Genomic DNA, 17,674 nt, shown 5'->3' with positions numbered 1-17,674 from the left:
TTAATAGTTGATGAAATTCAGATAATGGTTCGACGGTAAATGAAATTATATTTATCCCTGCTTGAAAATATATCAGCGATTTTGGAAATATATCGACCGCAACTCAAAATAGATCAGCGATTTTTCAATTATATCGACCACAACTTGAAATATATCAGCGATTATTAAAATATATCAACTTACCGACAAAAAACGACAACAGTAACAATATATAAAAGGGTAGACTGCATGAAATTTTCATGCAGTCTACCCTTATTTATACTATCCAACTTCTTTTTCTCGCTTCGCACTTTCTTTAGCGCTCCATTTAAATATTTTATCTAATAAGGAATATATTCTCCCAGATTCTTTCGTTAACAAAGGTCCTAACGATGCTAATATTAAAACATACAAAGCTGAGAATGGTTTAATCGTTGCCATTAAGCCGCCCGCAATTCCAATATTCGCGACGATAATGGAAAATTCTCCGCGTGATACAAGTGTTAAACCGATATTCGTAGAAGCCTTATGCGATAACCCAGCTTTACGCCCCGCTACCATTCCAGCAGTAAAATTACCGATAAGAGTAATGAAAACTGCTCCTAATGCCAACCACACTGCTCCCCCAAGCGAAAATGGGTCTATACTTAAACCGAAGCTGAAAAAGAATATAGCTCCAAAGAAATCACGAAATGGAACAACGAGCTGTTCAATTCGATCACTATGCTCTGTTTCAGAAAAGACGAGCCCCAATAATAATGCTCCAATTGCCTCCGCGACATGAATCGTTTCTGAAAATCCTGCTACAAAGAATAAAATAGCGAATATTACGATAATGAAAATTTCATTGGACGAAATATCTAACATTTTATTTAAGAATCGTGTAGCTTTTCTAGCAACTACAAAGAATAGTAGCATATACCCTACTGCGATTAAAATAGATGTAAGAGCACCTACAAATGACGTTGCCCCTCCGAGTACTAATCCTGAAACGACTGATAAATATACTGCTAAAAAGATATCATCAAACATAATGATTCCTAAAATTAGCTCCGTCTCTTTATTACCAGATCTTCTTAAATCAACAATTACTTTCGCAACAATTGCACTCGATGAAATTGTTATGATCCCAGCAATAATTAATGTTTCTAATAAGGGGAAACCCATTATATATCCGTAAAGTAAACCTAATATAAAATTAAGCGATATATGAACAGTTCCCCCAAAAGCAATTGATTTTCCTGATTTAATTAATTTTTTAATTGAGAATTCTAAGCCTAAATAGAATAAGAGGAATATAACGCCAACACGGCCGAGGAAGGAAATAACTTCTCCGCTTTCAATAAATCTTAAATCGATAAGCCCTAAATCTGGCGCATGTGGCCCCACTAGCATACCGAGTATAATGAGAAACGGAATAATCGAGAACTTTAACTTTGCAGCGAGAATAGCTGCAAAAGCGACTAATACTAACGCAGTCCCAACTTCAAAGATTAAAGTATCCATCGATTATGAATCCCCTCCTACTGAAAGCAACTCATTAATAATTCTTTTTACTTCATGTCTTTCGCCTGATAATACAAGCATATCGCCAGCTTCAATGATAGAATCTGGACCTGGATTAAAGAACTTCTTCATATTCTTTTTCAAAATGGCAATGATCGTTACATTATATGTGTTTCGGACATGTAAACTACCAATTGTTTTTTGTACGACTGGTGCATTATTTTCCACCTTAAACCACTCAATTGATAATCCTTCAAAGGCCATTTCAATCGTATCTAAAGCTTGTGGCCTATATACCATTCCGCCCAATATAGCTGCAATTTGTCTCGCTTCGGAATCACGAAGAGAGACGCTTGAAATACTCTCCTCATGATCAGCATCAAAATGGTACATTTCTCTTCGGCCATCATCATGAATAACGATAACCATCTTTTCATTACCTTTTGTAATCACTTCAAACTTACATCCAATACCCGGCAGTTCACTCTCTCTAATATTCATATTTTCCGCCTCCTAATTTTTTTAGTTACGGCTTTTATAAATCGACATCAATCTCCGTTTTAAAGGTCTCATCCTTTGAGATGCCTAAATACTTTAGCGTCTCTGATGGAGTCGCGTGATGGAAATGTTTTTGCAATAACGCAATCGCTATCCCTCTTTTGTACGCATGAAATCCAAACGTTTTTCGCATTGAATTTGTTCCGATCTTACCAACAACTCCAACTGCTTCTGCAGCATTATGAATTACACGATACGCTTGTTGGCGCGTAATTGAATTTGGCGTTTTATTAGATTGAAATACGTAATTTTCTCTTTTAACGCCAATAGATTGTACGTAATCTAAAAGCGCTTCTTTTACTTTTGTATTTAAATAAATATCTTGTTTAAATTTTTCATCTTTCACAGGAAGAGTATAAAACTCTTTAACAGTCCCGTCTTCATTTAATACATCTTCAAATTTCATACTAAGTAGTTCTGTAATTTTTAATCCTGTGTTAATTCCAATAACAAATAAAAGATAATCTCGCTGGGAGTGCTCTTTTAAATATTTTTTCATAGCCTCAATTTGGCTTATATCTTTTAATGCCTCTACAACTTCCATACATGTATTCTCCTCATCTTATGAACGGTAATTTTCTCATCATGTTGTCCATTTTACCTTATCATGCTATGAGATTTCCATGTATTATCCATTATTTTCACAATATACTTTTGTGATTCAAGCAATTTTCAATTTGGAAATTTACAATTGTACAAATACGTTGTGGTTAGAAAAGAAATAGGGGATAAAAGTTCAGCTTCTTTCTATAGATTGGATTCCTCCTTTCCTTATCCAGCTGCTTCTACTTTCATATTTCGTTACTTATTTACATTATATTATACATTTCAGTAACATTAAAGTGTTTTTTCTGAAAATAATAAAAACCGAGCGATTTCGCTCGGTTTTTTATTAATCTTCTTTCGGAAGAACAATTCCTTTATACAATTGAACTGTAATAAGGTAATAAATCGTGTAAATAACTACGAAAATTACGATTGGTACCCAAATACGGAAGTACGGATCGACTAAAATAAATCCGAAAATATTCATACCAACTAATACGTGAGCGATACCCACAATTGCTGGGAATAAGAATACTAAGAATAACTCTTTATAAATTGATTTCGTTAATAATTCACGGCGTACACCGATTTTACGAAGCATTTGATAACGCGTAATATCTTTTGATGCACCAGAAAGAATTTTGAACATAAGACAGCTTGCCATCATTGCTAAGAAAGCAATTCCAAGGAAGAAGCCCATAAACACTGTTCCGCTCGCAAGACCGTAGAACATGTCATATACTTGATATTTACTACTCATTTGCTCAGCTTTTATATTTTTATATTTAGCTAGCTGCAACTCGTCAAGTTTTTTCCATTCTTTTGTGTGTGCTACGAAATCGCCTGTTTTTCCAGTAAATACGATTCCTTCTTTACCATTTACAGTATCGTACATTTTTTGATCTACAATTTTAATGGCACGATCTTGGTATATATAATATGGTTGGATTGTTCTAAATGCCTCATCCCATTCTTCAGGCATTGCTTTTTCATTTTGAGTTTGTTCTGAGCTCACTCCTGCTACTGTACCTACTGGAGCCTCTCCTGAAATTTCTTTATATTTACCGAAATTCTCTTTACCTACACCATTTCGAATAAATGGCTTATGTTTCTCTAAATCTTCTTTTACATAATAAATATATTTGTCGTCTACCTTATAACGATACTCAGCTTTACTTTTAAATGATATGCCCTCTAAAATTTTCTTCTCTTCAGCTGTAGGATTATGAATAACTGAATCATAAATTTCAAATCCATCAACCGTTTTTATAACGTTATTTTTAAACGCCATACCACCTGAAATTGCACCAGCTCCAAGAGCAACTAACATCGCTACCGTAGCAAGCACTTTCGTTAAGCTATTAATACGGAAATTTAATTGTGCAAATGTAAAAGCATTAAGTCCTTTTTCACTACGCTTTTTATTACTCTTTAACTTTTTAATAATGACTGGAAGGAGTGATCCAAATAGCATGTAAGTACCTGCTGTTGTTGTAATTAATGCAATAAGGATTCCCATTTCTCTTAGTTTTTCCATGTAAATCATTGATGCATAGCCAATTCCTAATAAAATAACCGCTAGGAATGCAACTAAACCTGTCATTTTTCCTTTTACTGCAACACGCTCTGTTTGCGCATCTGCATGTACAAGTTGCAGTACAGAAATACGTGATAATTTAATACTGTTCATAACTGCTGATAATATAAATAGCGCAAAGAAGAAGATGCAAGTAACAGTCATAGATGGCAGGTAGAATGCTTTATAGCCTTCACCAGCAAATTCTAATTGTTTCATTAATAACTGTCCGATACCTTCTGCAAGTCCTATCCCAACCACAAGTCCAATTGCAAGAGAAGCAGCCCCTAATACAATCGTCTCAATAAACATAAGTAATGTAACTTTATGTTTTTTCGCTCCTAACATCATATACATACCAAACTCTTTTTGACGAAGAGATAATAAGAAAGAGTTCGCATATAAAATATAGAAGAACGTTATGATTGCTAATAAAAATGAACCTGCTTGGAATACGAATCCAATTGATTGAATAACTGAGTTGGATTCAATAAACGCTTTATTCAGCGCTAACGTTTGAAACATATAAAAAATTGAGATAGACATGACAAGACCGACAAGTAAGACGATATAATCTTTCAGCTTACTTTTTAGCCCTGACATGGAAAGTTTGAATAACATGCTCTAGAACCTCCTTTCTTACGCTTTTTGTGTACCTAAGTCCGCAAGCACATCTAAAATTTCTTTATAAAACTCTTCACGTGTACCGTCCCGATGAATTTCTTTATATAGCTCACCATCTTGAATGAATAAAATACGCTGACAGTAACTTGCACTATACGGATCATGTGTAACCATCATAATAGATACGCCTTGATCTTTATTTAAGTTTGTCATCGCATCAAGTAAACTCGTTGCATTTTTAGAATCAAGCGCTCCTGTTGGCTCGTCCCCTAAAATAATTGCAGGTTCATGCACTAACGCACGTGCTGCTGCTGAACGTTGTTTCTGTCCACCAGATACTTCAGATGGATACTTTTGAAGTATTTCTGTAATCCCTAACATATCCGCTACTTTTTCTACTTTCGGTCCAATATTACGTGACGCGACACCTTGAAGAGATAATGGAAGTGCGATGTTTTCATAAATAGATAAGTTCTCTAATAAGTTAAAGTCTTGGAAGATGAATCCTAATTTTTGTGAACGGAAATCAGAAAGCTCACCTTGCTTCATTTTCGTAATATCCGTACCCGCAATTTCAACAACGCCGCCCGTTGCTTTATCAAGCGTTGAAATTACATTTAATAATGTCGTTTTACCAGAACCAGATGGTCCCATAATCCCTACAAACTCACCCTCTTGAATTGAGAATGAAACACCTTTTAATGCATGTGATTGGTTCTCACCTTTTTTACCGTACACTTTTTGAACGTTTTTCACGTCTACAACTGGTTTCGTCATATATATCCTCCTACGCTTGTTTTTCCATTACCTATTTTGCGCTTTTTAAAGGAGAACTGCTATTTGTTAACATTACATTTACCTTACACTTTTGTAATATAAAAAGATGAGTGTGTAAGGTTCGTTGATAAATGAAATTTTATTAGCGATTTCTCAAATATATCGGCGATTCGCGAACGAATATCGACTTACCGAAAAAGATGACAATAAAAATGGGCTGTTCCACAAAAGGGACAGCCCACTTCTCTCTTTATTTCTTTAAAGGTGTTACCGTCCAATACGTAACAACTCGCCAAATCCATTCTAATGGACCCATTTTAAAGATTTTCATCCAAATCACACTAAACACAATTTGAATTGCATAAATTGCAATACACACATATAAAGTCTGCATGTACGTTAAGTTTTCTGCAAAGTTAAATACACTTCCTGCGATTAAAATCATTGCAGTTTGTCCAATATAATTCGTTAAAGCCATGCGGCCATAATATTTCAGTGGTGCTAACAATGTTTGAACTGGTTTTAATTGAAGTAATAAAATTAATGCTCCAACATAGAAAGCTGAAATAATCGGTCCAACTGTAACACCAATTTTTAAAAATTGGCTTGCAGCATTCATTGTTCCATCCTCATTCTCAAGTATCATATTTATAAATGGTTCAGCAGGAACGTGCCCATATTGATACCATACAGCTATGACACTTAAAACAAACATAATACCTGTAAAAATAGCGACTTTCTTTATATTTTGCGCGAGATTTTCAAATACACGATATTGTCCTGCAGCAAGCCCTAATAAAATTAAGCCAAGTGGTAATAGTTCTTTAACTCCCATTACACTGAAGGCAATTGTCAAAATAAGTCCTAGTACTAGGTTCACTTCTTTTTTCGCTTTATAAAACGGTAAAACGATTAACCCGCAAATTGCGTATAACGCTAGCGCTTCTCCAGGCTGAAACATTTGATGAATTAAACCAAAAATAAATAGTGCAACTAATCGGCGTAAAAATAAAACATAGCCATTTTTCCCTTTCGCAATCGCTCTTGAAATAAAGATATAAAATCCCACTCCAAATAAGAATGAGAAGATTGAGAAGAAACGACCTTCTACAAATAAATATAAAAATCTTTGATAGCTCGCATCCACTGTATTAGGATCTGGGATTTTAATATGAAGTAGTGCAAGAATATTTACTAAAATAATCCCCAGTAATGCAAAGCCACGAATGTAATCTAACTCATCAATTCGCTTGTTTGTAATATTGTTCCCCATAAAGCAACTCCTTGTATAAAATTTAATCCTTCCTTACTCTACTGGAGAAAGCTGTTCACAACTATCGACAAACCTTACATAAATCTTACATTATTGTCATATAGCAAAATAAAACCAGGTCATATTTCGACCTGGTTTACTCTGATTGTTTTGATTTTTGAGGTTGTCCTTTTTTACTATTACGCTGTTTCACTTGAACAATCGGATCAAGCTCATTCGAAAACTCAGCGTTATGTCCATTTTGCGTTTTTTGCTCTGGGTTATTTTGATCTGAACGTTTCGCCATTACATTCACTCCTTATTAGTGCGGTGTAATAATCATTTGATGTTGCAATTGGCGAATTGCCATACGTGCTCTATTTAATTGCTCACGTTGCTCATCATTCGCATGTTGTTGCATCGTTTGTAAATCGTTATATGCTTGTTCTAATTGCAACTGCGCATCCGAATACTCCATCGTATTATAATGCTCTTGTCTCATACCTTGGTCTAATTGTTCTTTCGCATATTCCACCGCTTGTTCCGCTTGTGTAATATACGATTCAAGTGATTGACGCTCTGCCATAATTGTCCCTCCTTGCTTCAATTCCCCTTTAGTGTGTCCCTTCCTTATGAACCTTATGAGTATGTTATAATGGATTTTGTGTTATTTTGACTCGGCTTAGGAGGGAAAGTAATGAAGGTTCAAAACCCTTTTCCATATACAAACGACAATAAACGTTATCATACATGGAATTATCATTTACGAAATGAATTTGGTGAAAAAATCTTTAAAGTTTCATTAGATGCTGGCTTCGATTGCCCGAACCGTGACGGTACAGTTGCTTATGGCGGTTGTACATTTTGCAGTGCTGCTGGATCTGGTGACTTCGCTGGCGATCGCCGCGATGATGTTATAACGCAATATCATGAAATGAAAGAAAAAATGCGCTCAAAGTGGAAAGATGGAAAATGTATCGCTTATTTCCAGGCTTACACAAATACACATGCACCACTTGAAGTGTTAAAAGAAAAATTCGAACCGCTTCTAGCAGAAAAAGACGTTGTCGGTCTTTCTATTGCGACTCGTCCAGATTGTTTACCGGACGATGTTGTTGAATATTTAGCGGACTTAAATAAACGCACTTACCTTTGGGTTGAACTCGGACTACAGACTGTTCATGAACGTACTGCAAATCTTATTAATCGCGCTCACGATTATCCGTCTTATGTGGAAGGTGTAAATAAATTACGTAAGCACGGCATTCGAGTTTGTTCTCATATTATTAACGGCCTTCCACTTGAAGATTACGACATGATGATGGAAACAGCTCGTGAAGTAGCTAAGCTTGACGTACAAGGAATTAAAATCCACTTACTTCACTTATTAAAAGGAACGCCAATGGTGAAGCAATATGAAAAAGGACAACTCGAGTTCCTTTCTCTTGAGGATTACGTAAGTCTCGTTGTTGACCAACTTGAAATTATTCCAGAAGACGTAATTGTGCACCGTATCACAGGTGACGGTCCACCTGATTTAATGATTGGCCCAATGTGGAGCTTAAATAAATGGGAAGTATTAAATTCCATCGATGCAGAATTTGTACGCCGCGGAAGCTGGCAAGGAAAATATGCAAATGAGGAGAAACAAAAATGAAATTAGAACGTGTATTACCGTTTGCTCGCACTCTCTTGCAAACAGCAGTAAAGGAAGGCGATTACGCTGTAGATGCAACTTTAGGAAACGGCCATGACACTTGCTTCCTAGCTGAAATCGTTGGAGATAACGGAAAAGTATTTGGATTTGATATTCAAAAAGAGGCAATTGAAAGCTCAACAACTCGTCTAAAAGAAAAAGAGCTTTTCGAACGTACTGTTTTAGTTCACGATAGTCACGATACGCTTCTATCCGTATTACCGGAAGATGCAAAAGGAAAAGTAACAGGCGCAATTTTCAACTTAGGTTACCTTCCAGGCGGAGACAAGCATATCGTTACAAAACCGAACTCAACAATCTCAGCGATCGAACAATTATTAGAAGTAATGGCACCTGAAGGTATCATCGTCCTTGTTATTTACCACGGACACCCAGAAGGGCAAGTAGAACGCGACGCTGTGCTTACATTTGCCGAAGAACTAGACCAAAAACAAGCACACGTACTGCGATACGGCTTCATTAACCAGCAAAATAACCCACCATTTATTGTGGCGATTGAGAAGCGATAATATATCAACGATTTTTCAATTATATCTATCGTAACTCAGGATATATCAACGATTTTTTCGATATATCTATCATAACTTACAATATATCAACGATTTCTCGGATATATCGATTGTTCGACAAAACATAACAAAAAAAGACGTGCACTCATTGCACGTCTTTTTTTATTCTCCTATATAATGGATATATACACTATTTAAAGAAAGAAGGATAGAACTTTGCTAGTAGAACTACGGGGAATTCAAAAGAAGTACGGCAAATCACTTATACTAGACAACATTGATTTATCCATTTCAGAAGGAGAAGCACTCGCTATTATTGGCGGGAACGGGACTGGAAAAAGTACTTTACTCAAAATAATTGCAGGATTTATTTCACCTACAGCAGGGACACTTCAAAGAAAAGAACATATACAAATCGGCTATGTACCTGAACATTTTCCTGAAGGGATTCGTTTTACATTAGAGGATTATTTATATCATCTCGGCTGCATTCACGGCTTATCAACAGCATATGTAAGAAATAAAATTCCGATGCTCCTTGAATCTTTTCATTTACTTCATGCAAGGCATTCTCTTGTACGAAACTTTTCAAAAGGTATGAAACAAAAAACAGGCATTATGCAAGCATTACTTACGGACGTACATTTATTAATTTTAGATGAACCGCTTTCTGGGCTCGATCCTAACTCTCAGCAAGAACTAGAACATATTTTACTCTCATTAAAACAACACGGCATATCTATACTCTTCACATGTCATGAAAAACAACTATTAGAAAACTTCGCCGATAGAATTGTGACGTTAGCAAATCATACAATCATAGCAGATACCTTTATACAAAAAGGGGCAGAACAAGTCTATATTGAAGCAATCGTTCACGACACATTTTCAGCGATAGAACTACGGAAACAATTAGGCTTTATACACGTTACACACAATTCAAATCAAAACCTTATTCAATTACAAATCGAAAAGGAATATACAAACGAAATGCTTCAGTTTTTATTACATAAAAAAGCATCTATCACACTGCTACAACCTAACTTTTAAATCGAAAGAAGGTTTATTATGTTTGCGCTTATTCGTTACCATTTTCTCGACTATACAAAATCGTATAAGTACATCCCTCCTATTGCGATGTACTTTGTGAGCTTGCTTTTTGTATATACATATAAACCGACTCCTATTGTACCGACATATTTAGAAACAGCACTCGCACTTTATTTATTATCTGCCTGGATTACAGTCACAATTTTTCATACAGAAGACCCTGTCCAAGAACAAATTACTATTTCACACACAAATAACATTTCAGCATTATACGTTGGTAAATATATTACAGCTCTTCTCATTTGTACTGTGTTATCTTTTATATCCGTAATCTACCCAATTTTTTTGCAAATGTTTAATGAAAAAATGACAGTTTCTTTATTTCTAGTCGGATTTTTCGCTCACATGTCTTTCTCTATACTAGGAATTTCAATCGCAACATTATTTACAAGAAATATAATTCAAAAAGCAAGCACTGCTTGGCTTAGCCTTACATTCATATTGCTTATAACGATCGCATCTATCCGATTTAAAAAAGAATTACTATGGTTTTTCCCCCCTGTCGAAAGCTTTCTCATGCTTGGACAATACAAATATAATATACTGACTCACACGCTATGGCTCACAGCTTGGGCTATCATATATTCATTTTTATTATTTACCTTATTTCTTTTTATTGTTCGCAAAAAACGTTTTTAATTACATTTTAAAGGAGACGAAACAATGATCGGAATACTAGCAGGAATGGGACCAAAATCAACTGGACCATTCGTCGATATAGTTGTAGCAAAGTGCCAAACAATATATGGAGCAAAGCATGATATGGACTTTCCTCATATGATGATTTACTCGTGCCCAACACCGTTTTACATGGATCGCCCTATTGATCACGAAGCGATGAAAAAAGCGATTATTAAAGGAGCACAAAAACTTGAAAGTACTGGCGCAAGCTTTATCGCTATGCCGTGCAATACGGCGCATCTTTATTTTGAAGAATTACAGCGATCTCTTTCTATTCCTATTTTGAATATAGTTGATGAGACGTTAAAAACAATTCCTGAAAATACAAAAAGAGTTGCTCTTCTCGCAACAGAAGCAACTGTTCAAGCTGGGATTTACCAAGATGGGATTGCAAAACGTAATATAGAGTTCATTCATCATGAAAAATGGCAGGAAATGATTAATCAAATTATTACTTGGATTAAATCTGGAGAGAGTGAAGAAGCTCGCGAATTGTGGAATGCGCTCGTTTTACAGTTGGAAGATGAAGTAGATACTGCAATTATCGCATGTACCGATTTGAATGTAGTGGCAAATGAGGATTTTGTTGATTCCTCTCAATGTCTTGCTGAAGCGGTTGTTGAAATGTATTTATCAAATAAGTAGAAACATTTATAAACGTTGAAAACCCTAAAAACTTTTAACTTTCTTCACAATTCTTTCAAAGTAATCACACTTAATCTCGCTATATTAAATAAGTAGTTATTCATATAGGGAAGGTTAGGGGAACTGAAAGTATGAAACAAAATCGTTCGCTTCATTACATTTTTTGGCGTTGGCATTTTTATGCTGGACTTTTTATTACGCCGCTTCTTATTACGTTGTCACTGAGCGGAATTGGGTATTTATTTCGGGAGGAAGTTGAAGATTTCATCTATAAAGATTTATATTTTGGGAAGAGTGCTCAAACAGAATCTATTTCGATGTCTGATTCTATTTCCTTAACAGAGAAAAAATATCCACATTATAGCGTGGCGAAAATTAGTGAGTTTAATGGGGATTATAATACGAGACTTACAATTGCAAATGAGTATACTGGGCAACAAAAATATGTGTATTTAGATAGTAATAATCAAATTGTTGGGGATCAAAACGCAAGTGAAACGTTTGCCAATATAATGAGAGAATTACATAGTTCTCTTTTAGTTGGTGGCACTGTCGTCAACTATACTGTAGAACTTGCAGCATGCTGGACAATCTTTTTAATCGTAACCGGATTGTACATGAGTATACGCCAATTCAAAAACACACCCTCATCCAATAAGCGAGAAAAAGCAAAAAGACGTCATTCTATTATCGGTATTATATTTACAATTCCTCTCTTTCTGCTAATCGCATCTGGATTGCCATGGTCAGGATTTATGGGGAACCAAATTTATAAAATTGCATCTTCTAATGAATCACTCGGATATCCAAAATTGTACATGGCACCGCCTGAATCAAAGGTAAAAGAATTGCCGTGGGCAACAAGAAAAGAAGCTCCTCCTGAATCGAATTCAAATGAACCGAAAGCAATTTCTGTCGATGAATTACAAAAAGGAATTGAAATAAAGAAGCCATATGTTATTTCACTACCAGCTGATCCGAAAGGTGTATTCACTGTTTCAAAATCGAGCGGTTCTGGTATTACAGGGATGCATGTTGCACCAAGTGAAGAGATAACAGCTTACTTTGATCAATATAGCGGGGAACTCATTTCAAAAACGGACTACCGTGATTATGGATTACTTGCACAATGGTTCACTTACGGTATCCCGCTTCATGAAGGACATTTATTCGGATGGCCAAATAAAATATTATGCTTACTAACGACATTATCTCTATTACTTCTTATTTATTACGGAGTAAAAATGTGGTTAGCAAGAAAGCCAAAAGGAAAATTAGCAGCACCTCCAAAGCAAAGAGATAAGAAAAGTATATTCGTTTTCTTTATCATGATGGTTATATTAGGCGCTGTCATGCCTTTATTCGGACTATCTGTTTTAGTTATTTTTGCAATTGAACTTCTTATATATGTATTTTCAAAAATACGATCATAATAAAAAGCATTTGTACTCTCGTGTACAAATGCTTTTTTATTTACTATTTTCTTTTTTTCTACCACTTATTAAAAAGACAATATCTACTATAATAATTGCGCCAATTATTACTTGTGGCACGTAATCCATCACAGTAGGACCACTTGGTCTATTCATCATCATATACATTCCAGTTACAAATGAAATGGAAAGTAGCACAAGTAATGTTACTTCAATATTGTCATATAGCTTTTGAAACAATGGCTTCATTTCCACCACCTTTACCATATTATAACAAAGAAAACCACTCTACATGAGTGGTTTTCTTCATCACTGCGCCATTTTCTTTCGGTACATCTTCCCGTTCCAATAGAAGAATCGTGAAGTGAGGCCTCCGTACTTTACAATGCGCCGTGCCATTTTGTGCATATTCTTTTGTGCTGATACTTTTTGATCTGATAAATAAATACCAAGTAACCCTCGGCTTATAAGGCGATGAAACTTCGCATGAGGCAAATCACCAATGCTCTTCTCTGCTTCTTCTACAAAGTGTTTCATACGATCTAATATAGCTTGCTCGTTTTCATAATAACTACAGAAATTCAAATCCCCGCCTATGCGGTCTTCTTCTTGATCAATGAAATAATCAAGTAAGATATGAAGTCCTTGTACGTAAGGAAAGTATCCTTGTCTAATTTTCGCAATATCTTCATCATGTAATTCATCATGAAATGCATATGCTACAAGGCAGAAGATTCCAAGTGTAGAACCGGCACATGCTGAAAATTCAAACCAGCTCATCTCAGGTAAGTTTTCTTTATGTGCTTCAAACCAATTTTTCAGGCGCGGTTCTCTTTCTTCTAACTTCACGTGTTTATGAATTTGTAAATCACAATAATAACAAGCAAGTTCATGAAGAACAGGAGCAATTTTGTCATAGTGCTTCGTTTTCTTTAAAACATCTTGGCACGTTTCAACAAGTTCATCTAAATAACCACCATCATCTTGATCATCACGGTAACGATAATAATTACCGCCACCTTCCACTTCAGGTGATAGTGCCATTAACATTGATTCATGTAGCGCGGCAAAATCATTCGGATCAAGTGATGTACTGCGATCACATAAATTATCTAAATAGTCACTGATTGTTTGATACGCTACGATAAAACGAATACATTCCTCTCGGTGTTCATTTGCTAGCAGCGATAAAATGCCACCACCCTCACAATGAAACGTTTTATGCTCAATACTTGCGATTGCCTGACTATGAAGCTCATCATTCGGAATATGGTAGGCACGCTCTTTCCACATCGCTAGCTCATGGTGTACAACCGGAAACACATCACGGTATACTTTCGCCATGAGCGTTATGGGATTACTCGGTACGTTCACTTCTTCCTTCATCTCCTCTATTAAATGTACAAATAATGATTTATTTGTTTGTTTTTACTATATTATTGACATGCATTTCAGTAAATGACTGAATATAACTCAAAATTTCATCACGCTCATACTCATTTAATAACTCGTGATAACAATTCGGCCATTCTTTAAAAGCCTTATCACTTATTTTAACATTATCAAACCAAGTGCGGACACGTGTTTTATCTACAAGTTTATCCTCACAAGCTTGCATTAGCAAGAGCGGAACATCTGGAAAATCATCTATTTTTTTATGAGCAATTTCGATAGACTTAATCAATTCACTATACCAACGTACTGATACTTTGCGCAAGAACAAAGAATCATTCTCCATTGCATCTCTCACTTCATGGTTACGTGTTGACATTTCCACCGTAAGATTCGTTGCAAATTGCAATTTTGGAGCCACAACATTTAATATTTTTGAAGCAAATTGAAGCGGAGCAGAGGGTCCAGTCACTACCCCTAAACAAGGCGAACTCAAAATAATACCCTCGACATCTTCTCTCTTCGTTTCTTGCATCATACGAATGACAATAAGACCACCCATACTATGACCGAATAGAAAAATAGGTAATCTATACTTTCTTGCTTCTTTCACCCATAATTTAACTTCCTCTATGTATTCATCAAATGAATCAATATGTCCTCTATTTCTTGAAGTCGTTCCATGTGACGGAAGGTCCCCCATCACGACGTGGTAGCCGATATGATTCCACATTTCCGCAACGGCTTCGTAACGTCCGTGATATTCCATTGCGCCGTGCACAATAACAATGACAGCTTTCGCTTCCTCTGCTTCATAATTCCACATACGGACCTCCTCCATTTCACTCTTTCTCATAATTTGATACACTAAAACTAGTCTCTAGGAAAGGAAGACTTTACATGATATATCCTTACAAAGAAAAAAATCCGAAAATTGCGAGTAGTGCTTTTATCGCTGACTATGTTACGATTACAGGCGATGTTTCCGTTGGAGAGGAATCAAGTATTTGGTTTAATACGGTCATCCGTGGTGATGTGTCACCAACAATCATTGGAGACCGAGTAAATGTACAAGACCAATGTACCCTCCACCAAAGCCCTCAGTATCCTCTTATTTTAGAAGATGATGTTACAGTTGGACATCAAGTTATTTTACATAGCTGTCATATTAAAAAGGATGCTTTAATTGGAATGGGATCCATTATATTAGATGGTGCTGAAATTGGCGAAGGAGCTTTTATCGGCGCTGGAAGCCTCGTTTCACAAGGAAAGAAAATTCCACCAAACACGTTAGCTTTCGGTCGCCCCGCGAAAGTCATTCGTGAATTAACAGAAGAAGACCGTAAAGATATGGAGCGTATTCGTACGCAGTATGTTGAAAAAGGTCAATATTATAAATCACTACAAAAATGATTTTACTGCTGCCATAATACTGGCAGCTTTTTTTATATAAAAACTAACTTTTTCTTTACAAAACATTATTACTCCCTCAACAAAATCTTATTAAAATAAAAGCTAATATCTCCATATATATGTAAACGAGGGAGGAGAATTTTCATGAAGGTCAGTGGATTATATAAAATAGAATGTTACATTTTTAAAGGAATTAATCGCTACTTTGATCAAAAAACATTAAATATCTTTTTCAGCAATATTACCCATATCGGTGGTGCTACTTTCTCCATTGCACTTACACTTTTCTTTTTAATTTTTGCAAAAGGGACTTTACACCAAGCGGCAATCGCTGCTGCTATTTCTTTAGCAATTAGCCATATTCCTGTACAAATATTAAAAAGGTGGTATCCACGAAAACGTCCGTATTTAACAATTCAGGATGCGAAATATCCAGTCCATCCATTAAAAGACCACTCTTTCCCGTCTGGTCATACAACAGCCGTTTTCTCTGTCTTCATTCCATTTATTTGCTATAATCCAAGCTTACTTGCTTTCCTATTACCGTTAGCATTATGCGTCGGTATTTCTCGTATTTATTTAGGGCTTCACTATCCGTCAGATGTATTCGTCGGCATGTGCCTTGGCACTTGCTCTGGCATCATCTCTTTTTATCAATTCATCCCACTTTTCACATAAAGGAGTGATATGATGAGAGTCGCCATTTTTACCGATACTTTTACGCCACAAGTTAACGGGGTTACGAAAACGTTAGAACGATTAACAAGTTACTTTCAGAAAGAACAGATCGCCTATTCTGTTTTCGCCCCTCAACATACAGCTGAAGATAATTTCGTGGCTAATGTGAACAAGATGAGAAGTATCCCGTTAACAATATTATATCCAGAATGTCGCTTTTCTTTTCCTACTCCGCGTATTAAACGGGAACTTCATTCCTTTAAACCTGACATTATTCACATTGCCACACCTTTCAACATGGGACTTTGTGGACTGTATTACGCAAAAAAATTAAACATCCCAGTTGTCGGTTCTTATCATACTGATTTCGATGCGTATTTACGCTATTACAAAATTGAATTTCTCTCCAATATGCTTTGGAACTATTTAAAATGGTTTCATAGTCATATGCAAAAAAATTTCGTTCCCTCCCCTGAAACATTACATCAATTAAAAAATAAAGGCTTTCAGGCCCTCTCCATTTGGGCACGTGGTGTAGATTGCACACTCTTTCATCCAGCTTACAATACAGACCTATTCCGAAAAAAATATAATATTACAGCGAAGTATGTTCTTTCCTATGTAGGACGAATTGCTCCTGAAAAAGATATTGATACGTTGCAAAACCTTATCGTTAAAACATCGCATACTCGAAACGACATTCATTGGCTCATCGCAGGAGACGGCCCTCTAGCAACAAATTTGCGTGAAGCTGTTCCGCAAACAAATGTCACTTTTACTGGCTATTTACAAGGCGGGGATTTAGCTGAAGCATATGCTTGTTCTAACATAATGGTATTTCCATCAGCTACTGAAACATTCGGAAATGTCGTACTTGAATCACTCGCATGCGGTACACCTGTTATTGGTGCAAATAGTGGCGGGGTTAAAAATATTATTACAGATGGAAAAACCGGAATTCTTTGTCCCCCTAAAAATGTGGATGCATTTCTATCATCCATTTATTCTTTATTGCAAAATGAAGAAAAACTTGAGCAAATGGGAATAGCAGCTTCATCTTTTGCGAAATCAAAAAGCTGGGATCAGATCTTTCGCGGCTTACTTAACCAGTATGAAGAAGTCATTCAGCATACCGCATCAGAGTTACTTGCTTGAACAGAAAAACTCCCTTCAAAAACGAAGGGAGTTTATTACACACTTGTAAATTTTAGTTGAATGAATGATACATAAGGTGAAATATCATTTATTTCCATATTCATTATATCAAAAATAAACATA

General features: G+C 35.9%; 20 protein-coding genes. 9 read left to right on the top strand and 11 right to left on the bottom strand.

The features are described from left to right. Positions 1–261 precede the first annotated feature (261 nt). The 8 genes from IBT51_RS23500 to IBT51_RS23465 all read right to left on the bottom strand — a co-directional run bounded on the left by IBT51_RS23500 (position 262) and on the right by IBT51_RS23465 (position 7,404). Positions 262–1,485, bottom strand: coding sequence for a cation:proton antiporter (locus IBT51_RS23500; RefSeq protein ID WP_000380176.1), 1,224 nt, complete (start codon positions 1,483–1,485; stop codon positions 262–264). Between the two features lie 3 nt (positions 1,486–1,488). Next, on the bottom strand, positions 1,489–1,986 hold the full coding sequence (locus IBT51_RS23495; protein WP_001026053.1) for a cation:proton antiporter regulatory subunit: 498 nt from the start codon (positions 1,984–1,986) through the stop codon (positions 1,489–1,491). Between the two features lie 34 nt (positions 1,987–2,020). Then, positions 2,021–2,587, bottom strand: a complete 567-nt coding sequence (locus IBT51_RS23490; RefSeq protein ID WP_000454210.1) for a tyrosine-type recombinase/integrase — start codon at positions 2,585–2,587, stop codon at positions 2,021–2,023. A gap of 348 nt (positions 2,588–2,935) precedes the next feature. Then, the gene (locus IBT51_RS23485; protein WP_088024867.1) at positions 2,936–4,786 is read right to left on the bottom strand and encodes an FtsX-like permease family protein; all 1,851 of its coding nucleotides are present in this window, start codon (positions 4,784–4,786) and stop codon (positions 2,936–2,938) included. 18 nt (positions 4,787–4,804) lie between these two features. Continuing rightward, complete coding sequence (locus IBT51_RS23480) at positions 4,805–5,566, bottom strand: ABC transporter ATP-binding protein (RefSeq protein WP_000165835.1); 762 nt, start codon at positions 5,564–5,566, stop codon at positions 4,805–4,807. A 250-nt stretch (positions 5,567–5,816) separates the two neighbouring features. After that, positions 5,817–6,839 carry a DUF418 domain-containing protein gene (locus IBT51_RS23475; RefSeq protein WP_069356334.1) on the bottom strand — a complete coding sequence of 341 codons (1,023 nt, stop codon included), beginning with the start codon at positions 6,837–6,839 and terminating at the stop codon, positions 5,817–5,819. A 136-nt stretch (positions 6,840–6,975) separates the two neighbouring features. Continuing rightward, complete coding sequence (locus IBT51_RS23470) at positions 6,976–7,125, bottom strand: hypothetical protein (protein ID WP_001129340.1); 150 nt, start codon at positions 7,123–7,125, stop codon at positions 6,976–6,978. 15 nt (positions 7,126–7,140) lie between these two features. Beyond that, a complete protein-coding gene (locus IBT51_RS23465) occupies positions 7,141–7,404 on the bottom strand; it encodes a YtzC family protein (protein WP_000840869.1) in 264 nt (87 codons plus the stop codon). A gap of 111 nt (positions 7,405–7,515) precedes the next feature. Here IBT51_RS23465 and mnmL point away from each other — a divergent pair, with 111 nt between their 5' ends. The 6 genes from mnmL (at position 7,516) to IBT51_RS23435 (ending at position 12,913) form a co-directional block, all read left to right on the top strand. Next, the gene (gene mnmL, locus IBT51_RS23460; protein WP_000868033.1) at positions 7,516–8,475 is read left to right on the top strand and encodes a tRNA modification radical SAM protein MnmL/YtqA; all 960 of its coding nucleotides are present in this window, start codon (positions 7,516–7,518) and stop codon (positions 8,473–8,475) included. Further along, complete coding sequence (gene mnmM, locus IBT51_RS23455; RefSeq protein ID WP_000764492.1) at positions 8,472–9,044, top strand: tRNA 5-(aminomethyl)-2-thiouridylate-methyltransferase MnmM; 573 nt, start codon at positions 8,472–8,474, stop codon at positions 9,042–9,044. Before mnmL ends, mnmM begins: the two co-directional genes overlap by 4 nt. Positions 9,045–9,260: 216 nt before the next feature. Further along, positions 9,261–10,094, top strand: a complete 834-nt coding sequence (locus IBT51_RS23450; RefSeq protein WP_088024864.1) for an ABC transporter ATP-binding protein — start codon at positions 9,261–9,263, stop codon at positions 10,092–10,094. An 18-nt stretch (positions 10,095–10,112) separates the two neighbouring features. After that, on the top strand, positions 10,113–10,793 hold the full coding sequence (locus IBT51_RS23445; RefSeq protein ID WP_043935246.1) for a hypothetical protein: 681 nt from the start codon (positions 10,113–10,115) through the stop codon (positions 10,791–10,793). A 24-nt stretch (positions 10,794–10,817) separates the two neighbouring features. Then, complete coding sequence (locus IBT51_RS23440) at positions 10,818–11,480, top strand: aspartate/glutamate racemase family protein (protein WP_200458599.1); 663 nt, start codon at positions 10,818–10,820, stop codon at positions 11,478–11,480. Positions 11,481–11,611: 131 nt separating this feature from the next. Beyond that, positions 11,612–12,913: a PepSY-associated TM helix domain-containing protein gene (locus IBT51_RS23435; protein ID WP_098236127.1), complete on the top strand. Its 1,302-nt coding sequence runs from the start codon at positions 11,612–11,614 to the stop codon at positions 12,911–12,913. Between the two features lie 36 nt (positions 12,914–12,949). On the opposite strand, the gene IBT51_RS23430 is transcribed toward IBT51_RS23435, so the two are convergent. The 3 genes from IBT51_RS23430 to IBT51_RS23420 are packed head-to-tail and all read right to left on the bottom strand — an operon-like array spanning position 12,950 to position 15,131. Further along, a complete protein-coding gene (locus IBT51_RS23430) occupies positions 12,950–13,162 on the bottom strand; it encodes a hypothetical protein (RefSeq protein ID WP_197242854.1) in 213 nt (70 codons plus the stop codon). Positions 13,163–13,222: 60 nt separating this feature from the next. Then, the gene (locus tag IBT51_RS23425) at positions 13,223–14,287 is read right to left on the bottom strand and encodes a tetraprenyl-beta-curcumene synthase family protein (protein WP_053563513.1); all 1,065 of its coding nucleotides are present in this window, start codon (positions 14,285–14,287) and stop codon (positions 13,223–13,225) included. Positions 14,288–14,327: 40 nt separating this feature from the next. Further along, the gene (locus IBT51_RS23420) at positions 14,328–15,131 is read right to left on the bottom strand and encodes an alpha/beta hydrolase (RefSeq protein ID WP_000267421.1); all 804 of its coding nucleotides are present in this window, start codon (positions 15,129–15,131) and stop codon (positions 14,328–14,330) included. 74 nt (positions 15,132–15,205) lie between these two features. Between IBT51_RS23420 and IBT51_RS23415 the strand changes: the two genes are divergently transcribed. From IBT51_RS23415 to IBT51_RS23405, 3 genes are all read left to right on the top strand, one after another. Continuing rightward, complete coding sequence (locus IBT51_RS23415; RefSeq protein WP_000640208.1) at positions 15,206–15,718, top strand: gamma carbonic anhydrase; 513 nt, start codon at positions 15,206–15,208, stop codon at positions 15,716–15,718. Between the two features lie 144 nt (positions 15,719–15,862). Next, positions 15,863–16,396, top strand: coding sequence for a phosphatase PAP2 family protein (locus IBT51_RS23410; RefSeq protein WP_000868578.1), 534 nt, complete (start codon positions 15,863–15,865; stop codon positions 16,394–16,396). 12 nt (positions 16,397–16,408) lie between these two features. Then, positions 16,409–17,551: a glycosyltransferase family 4 protein gene (locus IBT51_RS23405; protein ID WP_200458600.1), complete on the top strand. Its 1,143-nt coding sequence runs from the start codon at positions 16,409–16,411 to the stop codon at positions 17,549–17,551. Positions 17,552–17,674 lie beyond the last annotated feature (123 nt).

It is taken from the genome of Bacillus sp. S71, from assembly GCF_016625265.1.
Classification (GTDB): Bacteria; Bacillota; Bacilli; order Bacillales; family Bacillaceae_G; genus Bacillus_A; species Bacillus_A cereus.
This window is presented reverse-complemented; position numbering and strand designations above follow the sequence as displayed.

Excerpts from the sequence above, each read along its gene's own strand:
- IBT51_RS23500 (WP_000380176.1), bottom strand. The coding sequence starts at position 1,485 with ATGGATACTTTAATCTTTGAAGTTGGGACTGCGTTAGTATTAGTCGCT.
- IBT51_RS23495 (WP_001026053.1), bottom strand. The coding sequence starts at position 1,986 with ATGAATATTAGAGAGAGTGAACTGCCGGGTATTGGATGTAAGTTTGAA.
- IBT51_RS23490 (WP_000454210.1), bottom strand. The coding sequence starts at position 2,587 with ATGGAAGTTGTAGAGGCATTAAAAGATATAAGCCAAATTGAGGCTATG.
- IBT51_RS23485 (WP_088024867.1), bottom strand. The coding sequence starts at position 4,786 with ATGTTATTCAAACTTTCCATGTCAGGGCTAAAAAGTAAGCTGAAAGAT.
- IBT51_RS23480 (WP_000165835.1), bottom strand. The coding sequence starts at position 5,566 with ATGACGAAACCAGTTGTAGACGTGAAAAACGTTCAAAAAGTGTACGGT.
- IBT51_RS23475 (WP_069356334.1), bottom strand. The coding sequence starts at position 6,839 with ATGGGGAACAATATTACAAACAAGCGAATTGATGAGTTAGATTACATT.
- IBT51_RS23470 (WP_001129340.1), bottom strand. The coding sequence starts at position 7,125 with ATGGCGAAACGTTCAGATCAAAATAACCCAGAGCAAAAAACGCAAAAT.
- IBT51_RS23465 (WP_000840869.1), bottom strand. The coding sequence starts at position 7,404 with ATGGCAGAGCGTCAATCACTTGAATCGTATATTACACAAGCGGAACAA.
- mnmL (WP_000868033.1), top strand. The coding sequence starts at position 7,516 with ATGAAGGTTCAAAACCCTTTTCCATATACAAACGACAATAAACGTTAT.
- mnmM (WP_000764492.1), top strand. The coding sequence starts at position 8,472 with ATGAAATTAGAACGTGTATTACCGTTTGCTCGCACTCTCTTGCAAACA.
- IBT51_RS23445 (WP_043935246.1), top strand. The coding sequence starts at position 10,113 with ATGTTTGCGCTTATTCGTTACCATTTTCTCGACTATACAAAATCGTAT.
- IBT51_RS23440 (WP_200458599.1), top strand. The coding sequence starts at position 10,818 with ATGATCGGAATACTAGCAGGAATGGGACCAAAATCAACTGGACCATTC.
- IBT51_RS23435 (WP_098236127.1), top strand. The coding sequence starts at position 11,612 with ATGAAACAAAATCGTTCGCTTCATTACATTTTTTGGCGTTGGCATTTT.
- IBT51_RS23430 (WP_197242854.1), bottom strand. The coding sequence starts at position 13,162 with ATGAAGCCATTGTTTCAAAAGCTATATGACAATATTGAAGTAACATTA.
- IBT51_RS23420 (WP_000267421.1), bottom strand. The coding sequence starts at position 15,131 with ATGTGGAATTATGAAGCAGAGGAAGCGAAAGCTGTCATTGTTATTGTG.
- IBT51_RS23415 (WP_000640208.1), top strand. The coding sequence starts at position 15,206 with ATGATATATCCTTACAAAGAAAAAAATCCGAAAATTGCGAGTAGTGCT.
- IBT51_RS23410 (WP_000868578.1), top strand. The coding sequence starts at position 15,863 with ATGAAGGTCAGTGGATTATATAAAATAGAATGTTACATTTTTAAAGGA.
- IBT51_RS23405 (WP_200458600.1), top strand. The coding sequence starts at position 16,409 with ATGAGAGTCGCCATTTTTACCGATACTTTTACGCCACAAGTTAACGGG.